The 17051-nt window shown below is 61.3% G+C and carries 12 protein-coding genes; all 12 read left to right on the forward strand.

Features of this window, described 5'->3' with window-relative positions; all coding sequences use genetic code 11:
* The first annotated feature begins 23 nt into the window (after positions 1–23).
* The 12 genes from tssE (at position 24) to VFU66_RS09665 (ending at position 17030) form a co-directional block, all read left to right on the forward strand.
* Positions 24–488, forward strand: coding sequence for a type VI secretion system baseplate subunit TssE (gene tssE / locus VFU66_RS09610; protein ID WP_326446026.1), 465 nt, complete (start codon positions 24–26; stop codon positions 486–488).
* Between the two features lie 4 nt (positions 489–492).
* Entirely contained in the window at positions 493–2334 is a 1842-nt protein-coding gene (gene tssF / locus VFU66_RS09615) for a type VI secretion system baseplate subunit TssF (protein ID WP_326446027.1), read from the forward strand.
* Positions 2298–3341, forward strand: coding sequence for a type VI secretion system baseplate subunit TssG (tssG, locus tag VFU66_RS09620; RefSeq protein WP_326446028.1), 1044 nt, complete (start codon positions 2298–2300; stop codon positions 3339–3341). Before tssF ends, tssG begins: the two co-directional genes overlap by 37 nt.
* Before the next feature lie 30 nt (positions 3342–3371).
* Complete coding sequence (gene tssH, locus VFU66_RS09625; protein ID WP_326446029.1) at positions 3372–6047, forward strand: type VI secretion system ATPase TssH; 2676 nt, start codon at positions 3372–3374, stop codon at positions 6045–6047.
* 71 nt (positions 6048–6118) lie between these two features.
* Positions 6119–9163 (forward strand): type VI secretion system Vgr family protein, encoded by a 3045-nt coding sequence (gene tssI / locus VFU66_RS09630; RefSeq protein WP_326446030.1) that lies wholly within the window; start codon positions 6119–6121, stop codon positions 9161–9163.
* A gap of 51 nt (positions 9164–9214) precedes the next feature.
* A complete protein-coding gene (locus VFU66_RS09635; protein ID WP_326446031.1) occupies positions 9215–10393 on the forward strand; it encodes a PAAR domain-containing contractile injection system baseplate protein in 1179 nt (392 codons plus the stop codon).
* A gap of 2 nt (positions 10394–10395) precedes the next feature.
* On the forward strand, positions 10396–10767 hold the full coding sequence (locus VFU66_RS09640; protein WP_326446032.1) for a hypothetical protein: 372 nt from the start codon (positions 10396–10398) through the stop codon (positions 10765–10767).
* Between the two features lie 16 nt (positions 10768–10783).
* Positions 10784–11266 (forward strand): hypothetical protein, encoded by a 483-nt coding sequence (locus tag VFU66_RS09645; RefSeq protein ID WP_326446033.1) that lies wholly within the window; start codon positions 10784–10786, stop codon positions 11264–11266.
* Between the two features lie 62 nt (positions 11267–11328).
* Positions 11329–13170 (forward strand): bifunctional serine/threonine-protein kinase/formylglycine-generating enzyme family protein, encoded by a 1842-nt coding sequence (locus VFU66_RS09650; RefSeq protein WP_326446034.1) that lies wholly within the window; start codon positions 11329–11331, stop codon positions 13168–13170.
* A 12-nt stretch (positions 13171–13182) separates the two neighbouring features.
* Entirely contained in the window at positions 13183–14187 is a 1005-nt protein-coding gene (locus VFU66_RS09655; RefSeq protein ID WP_326446035.1) for a DUF4384 domain-containing protein, read from the forward strand.
* Between the two features lie 20 nt (positions 14188–14207).
* The gene (locus VFU66_RS09660; protein ID WP_326446036.1) at positions 14208–14891 is read left to right on the forward strand and encodes a DUF4384 domain-containing protein; all 684 of its coding nucleotides are present in this window, start codon (positions 14208–14210) and stop codon (positions 14889–14891) included.
* Between the two features lie 3 nt (positions 14892–14894).
* Positions 14895–17030, forward strand: a complete 2136-nt coding sequence (locus VFU66_RS09665) for a tetratricopeptide repeat protein (protein WP_326446037.1) — start codon at positions 14895–14897, stop codon at positions 17028–17030.
* The last annotated feature ends 21 nt before the right edge of the window (positions 17031–17051 follow it).

A 17051-nucleotide genomic window follows, 5' to 3' on the forward strand; every position in this document is an offset into this window, starting at 1 on the left:
CAGTACTGAACAGGAGCAGGAACGTGGCGCGCTCGACCGTTGAGACTATCGTGACGCAGTCTGTGCTGGATCGGCTGATGACGCTGGAGGACTGGCCGGCGACGCGGTCGCAGTCGGTGCAGTACTTCCGCGACGCGATCAAGCGCGACCTCGAATGGCTCCTGAATACACGGCAGCCGGGGATGCGCGAGTTGGAGGGCTATCCGCTGGCGAATGCGTCGATGGTGAACTATGGGCTGCCGGACATCAGCGCGATGGGACTGGCGTCGTCGTCGGACCACAAGCGGCTGAGGCAGGCGATTCTGGCCTGTCTGAAGAATTTTGAACCCAGGCTGATGAACGTCGATGTGACGATTGAAAGCGCCGACATCGCGGACCGCAAGCTGCGCTTTCATATTGAAGGACAGATGAAGCTCGATCCTGCTCCTGAAGAGATCTCGTTTGACACGGTGCTGGAGCTGACCAGCGGCGAATACAGGATGAAGTAAACGTATGCGCGAAGACCTGCTGGAATACTATGAGCGCGAGCTTGCCTATATGCGCCAGCTTGGCGCGCAGTTCGCGCAGAAATACCCGCGTGTGGCGAGCCGCCTGCTGCTGGAGCCGGACCGCTGCGAAGACCCGCACGTGGAGCGGTTGCTGGAGGGCTTCGCCTTCATGGCCGCGCGCATTCATCTGCGCATCGACGACGATTTCCCGGAAGTCACCTCGGCCCTGTTGAGTATTGTGTTTCCGCATTATCTGCGGCCCATTCCGTCGATGTCGGTGGTGGAGTGCCAACTCGATCCGGAGCAGGGCAAGCAAAGCTCTGCTGTGGTGATGCCCAAAGACACGGTGCTGACGACGACGCGCACGGTGGATGGCGCGCCGTGTCGTTTTCGCACAAGCTATCCGGTGGAGCTGTGGCCGGTGAGCGTGACGGAGTGCGAGTGGCGGCAGCCGGAGCGTTTGCAGGCGCCGGTGCGGATGCCGGGCGCGACAGGCGTGGTGCGGCTCAAGCTCCAGTGCGGCAAGGACGTCGCGTTCGACAAGCTGAATATCGGGTCGCTGCGGTTTTATCTGAGCGGGGAGACGAACGTTGTCCACACGTTGTACGAGATGCTGTGCAACAACTGCATCGGCATCACGGTACGCGACCCGAAGCAGCCTGGTGCGAGGACAGCGGTTATTCCGTGTGACCAGCTTCGCCCGATGGGATTTGAAGAGGACGAGAGTTTGCTGCCGTTTCCCAGAAGGTCGTTCGACGGCTATCGCCTGCTGCAGGAGTACTTCACGTTCCCGGAGAAATTTCTGTTCTTTGAGCTGAAGGGGCTGGAGGCGTTGGTCGAGGCAGGATGCAGCGATGAGGCGGAGATTCTGTTCTTGTTCTCGCGTTCGGACAGGCCGGAGCGACAGCAGGCGCTTGAAGTGGGGGTTTCGGCCAGCACGTTCCGGCTGGGCTGCACGCCGGTGATCAACCTCTTCGAGCAAACGGCGGAGCCGATTCTGCTGACGCAGACGCAGCATGAGTATCGTGTCATTCCTGATGTTCGCCGTCAGGAGACGACGGAGATTTTTTCTATCGACGAGGTGCTGGCGACGAATCCGACGAAGCGAAACATCGTGGCGCTAGAGCCGCTGTACTCCTACCGTTACCACACGCGCGAGCAGAACAAGCTGGTCTTCTGGCATACGGTGCGCAGGCAGAACGGGTTGGGCGAGCGCGAGCCTTCGACGATGGCGCTCTCGCTGGTCGATATTAATGGACAGCTTGCGGAGCCGGACGCTGAGGTGCTGACGGTGCGGTGTACCTGCTCGAACCACGATCTGCCGTCGCGGCTGCCGTTCGGCGCGGAGTCGGGCGACTTCATTGCGGAGGACGTGCCTGCGGTCAAGATCATTACGGCGCTGCGCAGGCCGACGCAGAGCTACGATCCGCCCGAGGGCAAAGGGCAGTTGTGGCGTATGATCTCGCAGCTTTCGCTGAACTATCTTTCGTTGACGGAAGACGGCGTTGCGGCGCTGCGCGAGATTCTGCGGCTGCATAACTTCACGGACTCGTCGTATCTGGAGAACCAGATTGCCGGGGTCACGTCGCTTTCGACGCGCCCGCATTTTGCGCTCATGGCTTCGGGGTACGGCAGTATTCCCGCGCGCGGCACGCGGGTGGAGGTGGAGTTCGACGAGCGGCAGTTTGTGGGCGGCGGCGTGTATCTGTTTGCACAGGTGCTCGAGCGATTTCTGGGTTGCTATACGACGATCAACAGCTTTTGCCAGTTGGCGGCGCGCACCAACCAGAGAAAGGAGATGCTGGGCGAATGGCCACCACGAGCAGGCAGCAAGGTGCTGATCTAAATCTGGATGCAGTGCGCGAGATGCTGGAAGGCGATCCGTGCAGCGTGCGCTTCTTTCAGGCCGTGCGTCTGTTGGAGCGGCTCTATCCGGAGCGCAATCCTGTGGGGTTGTTTGTCACGCCGGATTCCGAGGTGGTGCGGTTTGCTTCGCTGCCGACGTTTGCGTTTCCTGCGAGCGAGATTCAGTCCTATGAGCCGAGCGGCGAAGGGCCGGGCGAACTCGTGGTCAACTTCATGGGGCTCTCGGCGGCTGTGGGTGCGCTGCCGCACGCCTATACGGAGTTTCTGCTGGAGCGTGCGCGTGCCAGGGACCGTGGCCCGGAGGATTTCTTCGACCTGTTCAACCATCGCGTGATCTCTCTGTTCTATCGCGCGTGGCAGAAGTACAGATTTTATGTGGCGTATGAGCGCGGCGGTGCGGGCGATGATGCGGTGACATCGACGCTGTATCGGCTGATTGGGCTTGGCACCAAGGGCCTGCGCAAGCGGATGGAGATTGCCGACGATGCGTGCCTGTACTACGCGGGCATTTTGTCGCACACGACGCGGACTTCGCAGGGGCTTCGTCGGCTGCTCGAAGACTACTTCGCGGTGCCGGTGAGCATCGAGGAGTTTACGGGGCTGTGGAACAGGCTGCCACCCGCGAACCTGACATTTTTGTGTGAGACCGGCACGTTCTCCGAACGGCTGGGCATGGGCACGATTGTCGGCGACGAGGTGTGGGACCAGCATGGCGCAATTACGATTCGGCTGGGACCGATGAAATTTGACCGGTATCAACAGTTTCTGCCGGGTGGCACAGCGCACCGCGAACTGCGCGCGTGGCTGCGGTTTTATACGAACCGCGAGTTCGAGTCGATTGTGCAACTGGTGCTGGAACGAGAGGAGACGCCGGGCGCTGTGCTGGGCGGCGTGGACCAATTTGCTCCGCGGCTGGGGCTGGTGAGTTGGATTAAGAACCGCCCAATGGACCGCGATCCGGATGAGGCGACCTACCGGATGGACTAGTATTTCGATGGTTAAAACTGGAGTGATGTGATGAACCTGAATCTGAAAGCACTGATTGGCAAACTGAACGACGCGAGCCGCACGGCCATGGAAGCGGCGGCGGGCCTTTGTCTGGCGCGCACGCACTACGACATCGAGATTGAACACTATCTGCTGAAGGCGTTGGACAGCTCGGACAATGATATTGCCTACATCCTGAAGCAGTATGGCGTGGACCGCTCCCGGCTGACGGCGGAGTTGCAGCGCAGTCTGGACCGGTTGAAGAAAGGCAATGCGCGCAGTCCGGCGTTCAGTCCGCTGCTGGTGAAGATGTTTACCGAGGCGTGGACGCTGGCCACGATTGAGTACGATGCGGGCGAGATTCGCACGGGCTTCACGCTGCTGGCTCTGCTGACAGGCGACGAGCTTGCCCGCGTGACGCGCGACATCAGCAAGGAACTGCAACTGATTCCGGTGGAGACGCTGCGCAAGGATTTTTATACGATCGTTACGAACTCGAAGGAGGAGCAGACTGCGACGTCGGCCGCGCCTTCTGCCGAGGGCGAAGAGGCTGCTGCGAGGCCGCGTGGGCCAGCGAAGACGGAGCACCTGAATCAGTACACGGTGAACCTGACGGCGAATGCGAAGGCAGGGAAGATTGATCCGGTGCTGGGGCGCGACCATGAGATTCGCCAGGTGATCGACATCCTGATGCGGCGTCGGCAGAACAATCCGATTCTGACCGGCGAGGCGGGTGTTGGCAAGACGGCGGTCGTGGAGGGATTTGCGCTGCGCGTCGCGGATGGCGATGTGCCTCCGCCGCTCAAGAACATTCAACTGCACAGTCTCGATCTGGCTCTGTTGCAGGCGGGCGCTGGGGTGAAGGGAGAGTTCGAGAACCGGTTGAAGGGCTTGATTAATGAGGTGAAGTCTTCGCCGCACCCGATCATTTTGTTCATTGACGAAGCGCATACGATGATTGGCGCAGGCGGGCAGGCGGGGCAGAACGATGCTGCCAATCTGCTGAAGCCTGCGCTGGCTCGCGGAGAGTTGCGCACGATTGCCGCGACGACGTGGTCGGAGTACAAGAAGTATTTCGAGAAGGATGCTGCGCTGGCACGGCGGTTCCAGGTGGTCAAGGTCGAGGAGCCTTCAGAGGAGCAGTGCTGCACGATGCTGCGCGGGATTGTAGCGTCGCTCGAGAAGCATCACAACCTGCGCATTCTGGATGAAGCAGTTTCGACGACGGTGAAGCTGACGCATCGCTATCTGGTGGGACGGCAGCTTCCTGACAAGGCAGTGAGCGTGCTTGATACGGCGTGCGCGCGGCTGGCGCTGGGACAGAATGCGACGCCGCCCGCGATTGAAGATGCCAACCGCAGGATCGACGACCTGCGCGTGCAGAAGCAGATTCTCGAACGCGAGACGACGGTTGGCGCGGACCACAAGGAGCGGCTGGCCAACATCGACGAGCAGTTGGCGGCTACGGAAGCGAATCTGGAGAAGCTGAAGGAGCAGTGGACGAAGGAGCTTGAGTTGGTTCAGCGCATTCGCTCGATGCGCGAGGCGCTTGAAGGTGGCGATACTTCCAGGCATGAGGCCGCGAAGGATGGCGAGGCGAAGGAGACTGCTCCTGCGAAGAAACCGACGCTCGATGAGTTGGTGGCGGCGGAGAAGGAGTTGGAGAAGGTGCAGGGCGAAGCGCCGCTGATGCGCGTGTGTGTCGATGAGCACATCGTCAGCGAAGTTGTCTCTGCATGGACAGGCATCCCGCTGGGTAAGATGGTGAAGGATGAGATTGCGGCGGTGCTGGAGTTGGATGACGTGCTGAAGAAGCGCGTCATCGGGCAGGACCATGCGCTCTCGTCCATCGCACAGAGAATTATTACTTCGCGCGCCAGCCTGGACGATCCGGGCAAGCCGGTCGGCGTGTTTATGCTGGTCGGGCCGAGTGGCGTAGGCAAGACGGAGACGGCGCTGGCGCTCTCAGACCTGCTCTACGGCGGCGAGCGAAATCTGATCACGATTAATATGTCGGAGTTTCAGGAGGCGCATACGGTCTCGACGCTGAAGGGTTCGCCTCCGGGATACGTCGGCTACGGCGAGGGCGGCGTGCTGACGGAGGCTGTGCGGCGCAGGCCGTATTCGGTCGTGCTGCTGGATGAAGTCGAGAAGGCACACCCCGATGTGCTGGAGATGTTCTATCAGGTCTTCGACAAGGGGAACATGGAGGACGGCGAGGGACGCTCGATCGACTTCAAGAACACGATCATCATCCTGACCAGCAATGCCGCGACTGATACGTTGATGAAGCTGACGGCGGACAAGGAGACGATGCCGGACAGCGAAGGGTTGGCGCTGGCCATCAAGCCTGAGTTGAACAAGATCTTCAAGCCGGCGTTTCTGGGCCGCATGATGGTGGTGCCGTACTTCCCGGTGCGTGACGAGGCGCTCAAGCAGATTATCCGGCTGAAGCTGCGCAAGATTCAGCGACGGCTGCTGGAGAACCACAAGGTGACGCTGGTGTATGACGACGCGATGCTGGAAGAGATTGCGAAGCGTTGCACGGAGGTCGAAAGCGGCGCTCGCAATGTGGACAACATTCTCTCGAACACGATGCTGCCGGAGATCTCGCGGCAGGTGCTGGGCAGGATGGCAGAGGAGTCGCTGACGCAGAAGGTACTGGTCGGCGTCTCGCCGGAAGGACGCTTTACGTATACGTGGTAGTGATCGACGGGCGGCTGCTGAGTGAGCGGCCGCCTGTCTCAACGTTGCTTGATGGAGTATTCTGACCAGCTATGCCGAGCCTTACACAAAAAGACCGCCTGCTGAACTTTACCAGTCCGCTGGGCGCGGACGTGTTGCTGGCCGAGTCGCTGGAGGGTACGGAAGGCATCTCGGAGCTGTTTGCGTTCGAGGTCGTGCTGCTCTCGGAGAGAAGCAAGCAGATTGCAGCCAAGACCATTGTCGGCAAGAAGGTGGCGATCGACATTCGGGCAAGCGATGACGAAACCGTCCGCCACCTGAACGGATTCGTGAACAGCTTTGAGTTTCTCGGAGCGGATGAGGAGTTCAATGTCTATCGCGTCTATATTGTTCCGCGTCTGTGGCTGCTGACGAAGAACATGAACACGCGCGTGTTTCAGAACAAGACCGTGACGGACGTGATTAAGGCGGTGCTTGCGCCGTACACCATTACGCTGGCGGACAAGACGCAGGCCACCTACAAGGAAATGGAGTACTGTACGCAGTATCGGGAGACGGACTTTGCGTTCATCTCGCGCCTGATGGAGCAGCACGGCATCTTCTACTATTTCACGCACACGGAGAACGACCACACCTTTACGCTGCACGACAACTCGAAGCAGTTGGCGGCGTGCGAGACGCAGAGCACGTTTCGCTATGCGCCGGAGCCGGACGACCGCGAGGGGTTTTACGACTTCGTGATTCAGGAGTTCATCTCGAAGGCCACGCTGGTGACAGGCAAAACGAGCCTGTGGGATTACCGCTGGAAGCCGTATCAGGAGGTGGGCGGCGCGGGCACGGAGACAGCAGGACCGCTTGGCGACAATGCATACGAGAACTACGACTTCGCCGACAGCGCCAGCGCGTATGCGAAGACAGACACGGGTGATGGAAATATCACGGCGGTGAAGAACCAGTTTCAACAGGTCCGTCAGGAGATCGAGGACATCTCGACCGTCGAGGTGAACGGGCAATCGAATGCGATCGTGATGCAGAGCGGATTTACGTTCGTGCTGAAGGAGTATCCGCAGGACGACCTGAATACGAAGTATCTGCTGACCCGCGTGACGCATAGTGTGGAACAGTTGCCGGCATTCCGCACCACGAAAGCGCGGACGGAGCCGTACCGGGTGCGGTTTGCCGCGGTGCCTTCGTCGATTGTGTACAGGACGGAGCGCAAGACGCCGAAGCCGCGCGTGAACGGGATGCATACCGGCGAGGTCATCGTGCCGTCGGGCGAAGAATCGCACATGGACAAGTATGGCCGCGTGAATGTGCAGTTCTGGTGGGACCGGCAGCGCAAGGCGAATACGCCGGACAATACCTGGCTGCGCGTGGCGCAACAGTGGGCGGGCAAGGGCTGGGGCACGTACTTCTGGCCGCGCGTGGGCGATGAGGTGCTGATCGATTTTATGGAGGGCGATCCGGACCATCCCATTGTGGTGGGGTCGGTCTACAACAGCGTGAATATGCCGAAGTACGATCCGGCAGGGCAGTATACGCGCGCAGGAATCCTGACGCGCAGCTCGAAGGGCGGCGATGCTTCGACCGCGAATGAGCTTCGCTTTGAAGACCAGAAGGACAAGGAACAGATCTTCATCAATGCGCAGAAGGACTACGACGTGCATGTGGAGCACGATGCGCACACGCTGATCGGAAACGAACATCATGCGAAGGTGACGGCCAATCAGTATGTCGAGATTGACGGCGAATCGCACCTGAAGGTGGCGAAGAAGTTTGTAGAAGAGATGGACGATGACGTTCATCTGAAGATCAAGGGCAAGCAGGTGAAGGAGATTGACGGCGACCAGCAGCAGAACGTGAAGGGCAACCAGATTGAGAAGGTGGGGCAGGACGCGGGCCGCAGCGTAGGGCAGAACTTCAACGACAAGATTGGGCAGAACTACTCGTCGCATGTGGGCATGAACCACTACAACAAGGTGGGCATGGTGTATGTGGTGGACTCCGGGCAGGAGGTCCACATCAAGGGCGGGATGAATGTCGTGATCGAAGGCGGACTGGGTGTGTGCCTGACTGGGCCGGGAGGGTTTGTTTCGATTGACCCGAGCGGCGTGACGATTCAGGGAATGCTGGTGAAGATTAATAGCGGCGGCGCACAGTTGCAGGGTTCGCCCGCGCAGGTGCAGAACCCGAAGGACCCTGGCGCGCCCGACGCTCCGACGGCCCCGACGTGGCCGGGCGACGACTCTTCGGGCAATGCCGGCGGAACGCAGGCAGCGGCAGCGGCTCCGGCGACGCCAAAGGCTCCAGCAGCGGCATCTGCGCCCACGCCTCCGGCGGCGCCTGCGGTTCCAGCGGCGGTGCAGTCGGCGGAGAGCCAGACACAGCAGGCGGTTCAGCAGGTAGAGCAGACCGCGCAGCAGGCAGCGCAGGTAGCACAAAAGGCAGCCCAGCAGGCGCAACAGGCGGTGCAGCAGGCGGAACAAGCCGCGCAACAGGTGGCGCAGAAAGCGGCGCAACAGGCGCAGCAAATTGCGCAACAGGCGCAACAGGCGGCGCAACAGGTTCAGCAGCAAGCGCAACAGGCCGTGCAGCAGGCTCAGCAAAAAGTGCAACAGGCCGAACAGGCGGTTCAGCAGGCGGCGCAGCAGGCTCAGCAACAGGCCCAACAGTCGCTTCAGCAGGCGCAGCAGCAGGTGCAGCAGGCACAACAGGCTGCGCAGAAAGCGGCTCAACAGGCTCAGCAAGCCGCACAGCAGGCGGCGCAACAAGCTCAACAGCAGGCGCAGCAGGTCCAGCAACAGACACAGCAGGCAGTGCAGCAGGCGCAACAGCAGGCCCAGAATGCCGCTAACCAGGCGCAGCAGGCTGCGCAGGCGGCCGCGAATCAGGCACAGAGCGCGGCGAATCAGGCAGCGAACCAGGCGCAACAGGCGGCGTCGCAGGCCCAGCAGGCCGCGCAACAAGCACAGCAGCAGGCCCAGCAGGCTGCATCGCAGACGCAACAACAAGCCCAGCAGGCCACACAGCAGGTGCAGCAGGCATCGCAGCAGGCGGCGAACCAGGCGCAACAGGCATCGCAGGCTGCGCAGCAGTCTGCACAGCAGGCCATGAAGCAGGCTGGCGGAATGTTCTAGCGCAGGAAACGGCGCGCGCCTCTGACAAAGACGCGCAGAAGGAGAACGTAGATGGGAATGCCAGCCTGCACGATTACCTCGCAGACGGCACATGGCGGCATCGTGACGGTCGGGTGTCCGACGGTCCTGATCAACTTCATGCCAGCGTCGCGGATCGGCGATCTGCACGTCTGCCCCATGGTGACGGGTGTGGTGCCGCATGTGGGCGGGCCGTTCATTCTGGGCTCGCCGACGGTGCTGGTCAGCATGATGCCGCAGTCGCGCGTGACCGACCAGTTGGTTTGCGTAGGGCCGCCGGACATTGCGGTGATGGGCGCGGAGACTGTGCTGGTGGGCATGGCGGGCGCGGCCGGCGTAGTCAGCATGTCGGCGGGGTTGCAGTCGATGGGTGTGCCGGTTCCGATGCAGCCGCCTTCACCCGCAGCCAACGCGGTGCAGTCCACGATGCAGCCGGACGGAGTGGTGGCGACGACGGCGGCTCCCGGCACGAGCCTGCCGCCGATTCCGTTGCAACAGCCGGGATTTCCCGAGCTTCCGCCTGAGGTGACGGCGACGTTTGAGAGCGTGCAGCCGGCGACGATTCCGCAGGGCACAACGCTCTATTCGGCGTGCGGCGCGGAGCAGAGCGTGCCGGGCAACTTTTGGGCGACCACGCCTCTTGCCGCTGTTCAGAGTCAGTATATGAGCACGAAGGACGCCATTGCCGCGCTTCAGGTGACTGATCCCGCGGGCATGAAAGCATGGGTTGGCAAGGCCGCTGACCAGGCACCGCAAACTGTCCAGCAGGCGCAGCAGCAGTTGCAGCAGGCGCAACAGGCTGCGCAGACGGCGGCGCAACAGGCCCAGCAGGCGGCGAACCAGGCAGTTGCACAGGCGCAGCAGGCCGTGCAACAGGCTCAGCAACAATTACAACAGGCGCAGCAGGCAGCCCAGGCAGCAGCACAGCAGGCTCAGCAACAGGCTCAACAGGATGTCGAGCAGGCGCAGCAAAACGTACAACAGGCGCAGCAGCAATTACAACAAGCGCAACAGGCCGCGCAGGGAGCGGCGCAGCAAGCGCAGCAGCAGGCGAATCAGGCCGTCGAGCAGGCCCAGCAAAATGTGCAGCAGGCACAGCAGGCTGCGCAACAGGCAGCGAAGGATGCTTCAGGCAAGTTGCAGGTGTGGACCTCTCAGGGAAATGCCGCGGCGCAGTCTGTCCAGAAATTCGCCAGGCCGGGTGGGCTGTAACGATGGCACAGGTCTCGACCATTCCACCACAGGCAGTGGACCGCTTCGCACACACGTTCGATGAGTTCGTCACGACTCTGCGGACGGCGCTTGCGCTGGCGCCTGAGGAGCACGCCGAGGTTTCGCGGTGGCAGAAGAAGGCGCTCCCGTTGCTCAACCGCGATCTGGATCGCGTGAACGCGGCGGCGAAGAGTTACGCGGCGGGCGATGCGGGTCCACTTGTGCAGGCGGCTTCATCGGCGCTGTCGCTGGCGAAGGATCTGGACGGTTTTTCTCTGAGCTTTGCAGGCGAGGAGACGGCGCGGCAGCTTGAAGAGAAACTTCGGTTCGTCGTCATGGCTGCGTGGCAGGTTGTGAGCGCAAACCATGCGTAAGGGTTGAAGGGGATTGATGGCGGACTGGGTACAGACACAGGCGGGACCGAACGCGATGACTCTGTGCATCGGGCGGTGGGAGGTGCGTCTGGTTCCGCACGGCTGGGTGTATGTGCCTGACTTCGGCATTCGCAAGGCAGAGGAAGGTGTGGTGCCGAGTAACGTGACGGTAGGGCAGGACACGCTGCTGGCCGGCGACAAACTCTCGCTGTATCTCGACGCGCAACTCACGATGATGCGGAACACGTTTCAGGACCCTGCGATTGCCGGGCCGATGCCCGCTGAATTTGCGGGCGCAGACGAGGCGATGCTGCTGATGGTGAAGCATCGTCCGTTGAACGGGATGACGGTGGTGCAGGTGCAGACGTATGTGCGAGCGGCGAAGTGGATCGGCGTGATTACGCTGACGACGCTGGAGCAGGAACTGCTGAAGGTGCGGCCTGATTTTGAGCGGTTCTCGAAGGCGCTCGTGATTCTGCCGGAGGCAGGTGTTGCATGAGGAACGCGGCGTGAGTAAAACCGGCGAAGGATGCGGGAGAGCATCGTACAATTTGGGCCAGCATGAATCCTTTTGAACGTCAGCGCGCGGAGCTGGAAGCTCTGGTGGGCGAAAAATACGAGGTGGTCGAGCGCATCGGCGGCGGAGGCATGGCGCAGGTGTTTCTTGCGCGGCATCGCTTTCATGGCGGCTGGGTCGCTATTAAGGTGCTGGCTGAATATCTCGCGCAGGACGAGGCTGTGGTGGCGCGCTTCGAGCAGGAAGCGCGCATTGCCGCGTCGCTTTCGGGCCACCCGAACATCGTCCCGATCTTCGACATCGGCCACGGCAACGGGCTGCATTACATCATCATGCAGTATGTTCCGGGCGAGGACATGGCGCAGTTCATTCGGCGCGAGGGAAAACTTTCGCCCTACGACGCGGCCAACATTCTGGCGCAGGTGGCCGAGGGGATGGTGTGGGCGGAGTCGAAGCACGTTGTCCACCGCGACCTGAAGCCGGCGAACATCCGGCTCGATGGTATGGGGCGCGCTCTGCTGCTCGACTTCGGCATTGCAAAAACTGCGGACCTGCCCGATGGCCTGACGCGCATGGGCGAGAGTCTGGGCACGCCGTTCTATATGTGTCCCGAGCAGATTCGCGGCGAGGTGTGCGACGCGCGCAGCGATCTTTATGCGTTGGGTGTCGTCTTCTTCGAGTTGCTGACGGCGCGGCACCCCTTCGAGGGCGAGAGCGCGACGGCGATTCAGATGGCGCATCTCTCTACGCCGCCGCCTTCCGTCGTTCAGTACGATCAGGCGATTCCGGCCTCGTGCGACGCAGTAATTCAGAAGCTGCTACAGAAGCGCCGCGAAGATCGCTTTCAGAGCGCGGCAGAGTTATTGCAGACGCTGACGACGTTGGGTGTGAACTCCGGCCCAAGCCAGTTGCGGCCGATGATTGCTCCGATGCCGGAGACAGAGCCGGCGAAGTCGCCTTCGACCGTCAGACACACTGTGGTTGCTACTCCTACGGCGACTCCACCGCCGGCGAAGAGCGCAATGCCTACGCCGCCTGCGGCTATAGAGCAGGCGGGAATGACGGCGCGTACGGCGTCTGGAATGCGCGGCAAACTTGCGGCGGTTGCCGTCAGCACGATCTTGATCGTGCTGGTGGGGCTCGTGGCGGCACTCTTGCTCACGCGACCCGCGCGGCAGATCGCCGACGATCATGGAATGATGCTGCTGGTTCCGAGCGGAAGCTTCATCTTCGGTGACAACTCAGCCGATTCGCCGAACCCGCGCCAGACGCTCTCGCTCGGCAGCTTCTATATAGATAGGACCGAGGTCTCGAACGCGGAGTACAAGCGGTTCTGCGATGCCACAGGTCACGCTCCGCCAAACTCTTCTGATTTTGCGACAAAGCCCGACGACCCGGTGGTGGATGTGTCGCTTGAAGACGCGAAGGCCTATGCGGCGTGGGCAGGGAAGCGGCTGCCCACCGAGCAAGAGTGGGAGAAGGCGGCGCGCGGCACCGATGGCCGCCCGTATCCATGGGGGCAGGATGCGTGGACCGCCGGCGTTCCGGATGCATTGCAGCCGGTCGATTCGTTTCCTGATCGCCGCAGCCCGTATGGCGCGCTCAATATGGCGGGTAACGCGTTCGAGTGGACATCCTCTGCGTTTCCCGCAGGCGAGGCCGAATATGCGGACATGCAGAAGGTGCTGGGCACAAATTCCTTCTCCAGACGCTGGTGTATTATCAAGGGCGGTAGTTTCTCTCCCCATGGCGACATCTTCTTTCGCGCCTTTATGAGGAGAGGATTTCCGGTGGACCAGCATTCGGCGGTCATCGGTTTTCGGTGCGTGCGGAACGTGGCGCTGCCGTCCTTCTGGCTCAGGCTGCAATCACTGCTTCCACGGTAAGGATGACGCTCAATGAAGAAGCTACTTGTACTCTCACTCTTATTTGGATTCTGCATCGTGTGCGCGCAAGCACAGACGGCAGATGATGGTTTGACTGCGCGCGATGCGTTCTGGTCGGCGAGCGACCTGGTCAGCGTGGCCCCGAATCCTGCGGCTAAGACGGCGGCTGCTTCCGCCGCGTCTGCAACGAGCAAATCCGCGAAGAAGACTGCGAAGGTCCACATTGCAAAACACAAAGCGTCGCCGAAGGAGATCGATAGCACTCCAGACACCGCGGGCACCGAGATGGCCGAGCGGCATCACGCGGGCTCACAAATTGATCCGCAGTTGGTGACGGCGAGCGGCTACGGTGCGCAGCCGCACCTGGTGCGCGTTTCGGCGAAGATGTCCGCGCAGCCGTTTGGCTTGCGCTACACGCTGCTCGCGCGGCAGAGCGATGGCGGCTACAGCGAGGTATTTCCCGAGACGGTCTTTCACTCGGGCGACAAAGTAAAGCTGAGCGTGATGGCCAACCAGCCCGGTTATCTCTACATCATCGAGCAGGGTTCGAGCGGCAGTTGGATTCCGCTGTTTCCCGCGCAGAACGCTGCTCCTGAGTCGAACCATGTGGAGGCGGGGCGCGTGTATCTGGTGCCCAGCGCGAGCGACGAGTCGTTCCAGTTCAATCAGCAGCCGGGCAAGGAGCATCTGTTCATCCTGCTCAGCCGCGAGCCGATTGCCGATCTCGACCAGGTCATCTTCGGCTTGCAGCGCAAGTCGTCCGCGCCAGCATCTGCTCCGGCTCCCACGAGCACTGCTCCCACGCCTCCGCATGCCGCGCCTCTGATAGTGGCGGACAATCGCATTACCGATGCGCTGGTTGAGAAGCTACAGAGCCGCGACCTCACGCTGGTCAAGGACACGTCTCAGCAGGAGACCAGCGACGAGCAGTATGGAGAGAAGGCGATCTATGTTGTGAACCACGGCAAGGACGCGGCCTCCCGCGTCTTCGCCAGCCTGATTCTGGACCACGAATAACCGCAGCGCGACGAGGCCCTATGTTCGTTCTCCGATGCACGCTGATGATTGGGTTGTCCGCCTTTGCCTGCATGGCGCAGCAGTTCGGCGCAGATTCCGCGACGCAGTCGCAGAAGATGGAGGTCGTGCTGGAGCAGCAGGTGGGCAAGACGGCGCGCGTCGTTAACCCGCAGCATGTTTTCAAGACCGGCGACCTGGTGCGGTTTCGCTTTCGCTCCAACTTCGATGGGTATCTTTATGTGACCGATCAGGCGTCGTCGGGAAAATATCTGAAGCTCTTTCCCGGAGCGAGGGCTGGCGCGGACAACCGCATCGTGCGCGGACGCGAATACATCATTCCTGCCACAAGCGGCTCGTGGTTCCGCATCGACAAACCAGCAGGATACGAGACGGTTTTCTTTACGGTCACGCCCGCGCGTGTGGGCGAGAAGTCGACGCCTCCTCCGCCTGTGCTTGCGCCGCCTCCATCTGAGCCATTGCCTGCTGAGATGCTGCCGCGTTGCGATGACGGCATCTTTCGCGCGCGCGGTGAGTGTCTGGACGACAAAGCTGGTGCAAGCGCCGTCTCGCCGAGTGATCCCGGCCCGGCGAAGCTGATGCCGCGCGAGATTGTCGTCATTCGCAAAACGGACTCGTCGGTCATCGCTCCCGCATCGGACGGCGACGCTCCGATCATCTACCAGTTCCGCATCGCCCATCATTAATCTATGCGCTCACTTCTCGTTACTCTCGCGCTGTGCTTATTCTTTCCCATCGGCCTCGTCGCACAGGCGTCCGCACCTGCGCCCGCGCAGACCGCTCCCGCTGCCGACGCAACCCAGCGCGATCTTGTTATTGCAAAGGACAAGACCTCGGGCCAGTCCATCGCTCCCGCACCGGTGACGATTCCGCGCAGCTACGCGCTGGTGGTCGGCATTTCGCACTACAAGAACCTGCCTGCGAAGGCGCAGCTTCAGTATCCGGACCGCGATGCTGCCGATATGTACACGACGCTCATCAGCGCGACTGCCGGGCAGTTTCCACCGGAGAATGTGCATAAGCTCATCGACGATCAGGCCACTCTGGCGAACCTGAAACACGAGCTTGAAGACTGGCTGCCGAACGTCACTGGTCCCGATGATCGTGTCGTCATCTACTTTGCGGGACATGGCTTTATCTCGGGAGGCAAGGCGTACATCGCGCCCTACGATATTGACCCGACGAACATCTCTGCCACCGCGTTTCCGATGGAGGAACTCGGCAAGCTCATCGGCGGGCGCATTCACGGCAAGTGGAAGGTGCTGTTGACCGATGCCTGTCACAGCGGCGCGATCACGCCAGAAGACGACACGGCGCAGGTGAACCATAGCCTGCTCAATCTGAACACGTCCATCTTTTCACTGACTGCAAGCCGCGACCGCGAGCAGAGCTTTGAAAGCTCGCAGTGGGGCGGCGGCCACGGCATCTTTACGTACTACGTCATCAAGGGACTTGAGGGCGAGGCCGACACCTCGGGCGACGGTATCGTCACAGCCGACGAGCTTGCCGAGTACGTACATGAGAACGTCCGCCTGGCCACGCACGCGCGGCAGAACCCGACCTCGGAGCGCGGCAGTTTCGATCCGAACATGGTGCTGGCGTACAACCCGGGCAGCTCGACGAAATGCACGGGACCCGCGTGCGCGGGGACGCTGCGCTATGGCACGTTCGTGATTGACACCAACATGGACGATACCGAAGTGTGGCTCGACGGCAAGAGCCTCGGCGTCTTCAAGAAGGGAGTGGCGCAACGCTTCCCGGGCATCATGCCTGGCCCGCATACGATTCGGGGTGCACACGCGGGCTATGCACCGGACGGCCCGCGCGAGATGCAAATCTATCCCGGCCAGGACACGACGGTGAACATCCGCATTCTGATTGCGCGCCAGAGGAACCATGCCGCCGTCGATGTCTTCGATCAGGGACTCGAACATTACAACAAAGGCTTCGAGTCAAACTACAAGCAGGCAGTTGCGGATTTTCAGAAGGCGTTGACCATCGACCCCACCTACAGCCAGGCCGCGCTGTATCTGGGGCGCGCGTATCACGCGCTGTATGACGATGACAACGCCATCACGGCATTCAAGCAGGCCATTGCGATTGACCCTGAGTATCTGGAGGCACGCCTGAGCTATGCGGCGGTGCTGCTCGACACGGGCGACCTGGACGAAGCAGTTCGCCAACTGGATTCGGTGACGAAGCGCGATGCGTCGAATGGCATGGCGTGGTATCTGGAGTCGCAGGCATTTGTGCGCAAGGGCAGTTACGCGCAGGCGGTGGATTCGGGTGAGCAGGCTGTGAAATATGCGCCTGCAAATGCGGAGGCGCATCTGTGGCTGGGCGAGGCGCTGAGAAAAAAGCAGCAGTGCGCCGAAGCAAAGGCACAGTATGAGCAGTATCTTTCGCTCAGCAACTTCAATAGTGCGCTGGCGGGGAAGCTCAACTACTATCTGCTGGGCAGCCTGATTGGCATGGGCACGAAGAAGCGCGCGACCCAGCAGGACATCTGGCGCGAACTGCGCGCGCAGGCATACGTCGGCATCTGCGACTGTGACTGGATGCAGAAGGACTATGACAACGCGGCAAGCTATTGCCAGAAGGCGCTGGCGATTACGCCGACTGATCTCTACGCGAACTACAGGCTGGGGCTGGTGATGGCGGAGCAGTACAACCAGGCCGGCGGTCTGGGTCTGCTTGAAGATGCGCGCAAGTACTTCAACGCGGTCATCACAATCAACCCGCAGACGGACGAGGCCGCGCGCTCGCGGAAGTATCTGGCCAACATCGATGCGGTACTTGCGCAGGCAAATGTGAAGCAGCCTTGAGCAGGCAGAGACAGCCCTGAG

This window comes from Edaphobacter sp. (assembly GCF_035763405.1).
Taxonomy (GTDB): domain Bacteria; phylum Acidobacteriota; class Terriglobia; order Terriglobales; family Acidobacteriaceae; genus Edaphobacter.

Excerpts from the sequence above, each read along its gene's own strand:
- tssF (WP_326446027.1), top strand. The coding sequence starts at position 493 with ATGCGCGAAGACCTGCTGGAATACTATGAGCGCGAGCTTGCCTATATG.
- tssG (WP_326446028.1), top strand. The coding sequence starts at position 2,298 with ATGGCCACCACGAGCAGGCAGCAAGGTGCTGATCTAAATCTGGATGCA.
- tssH (WP_326446029.1), top strand. The coding sequence starts at position 3,372 with ATGAACCTGAATCTGAAAGCACTGATTGGCAAACTGAACGACGCGAGC.
- tssI (WP_326446030.1), top strand. The coding sequence starts at position 6,119 with ATGCCGAGCCTTACACAAAAAGACCGCCTGCTGAACTTTACCAGTCCG.
- VFU66_RS09635 (WP_326446031.1), top strand. The coding sequence starts at position 9,215 with ATGGGAATGCCAGCCTGCACGATTACCTCGCAGACGGCACATGGCGGC.
- VFU66_RS09640 (WP_326446032.1), top strand. The coding sequence starts at position 10,396 with ATGGCACAGGTCTCGACCATTCCACCACAGGCAGTGGACCGCTTCGCA.
- VFU66_RS09645 (WP_326446033.1), top strand. The coding sequence starts at position 10,784 with ATGGCGGACTGGGTACAGACACAGGCGGGACCGAACGCGATGACTCTG.
- VFU66_RS09650 (WP_326446034.1), top strand. The coding sequence starts at position 11,329 with ATGAATCCTTTTGAACGTCAGCGCGCGGAGCTGGAAGCTCTGGTGGGC.
- VFU66_RS09655 (WP_326446035.1), top strand. The coding sequence starts at position 13,183 with ATGAAGAAGCTACTTGTACTCTCACTCTTATTTGGATTCTGCATCGTG.
- VFU66_RS09660 (WP_326446036.1), top strand. The coding sequence starts at position 14,208 with ATGTTCGTTCTCCGATGCACGCTGATGATTGGGTTGTCCGCCTTTGCC.
- VFU66_RS09665 (WP_326446037.1), top strand. The coding sequence starts at position 14,895 with ATGCGCTCACTTCTCGTTACTCTCGCGCTGTGCTTATTCTTTCCCATC.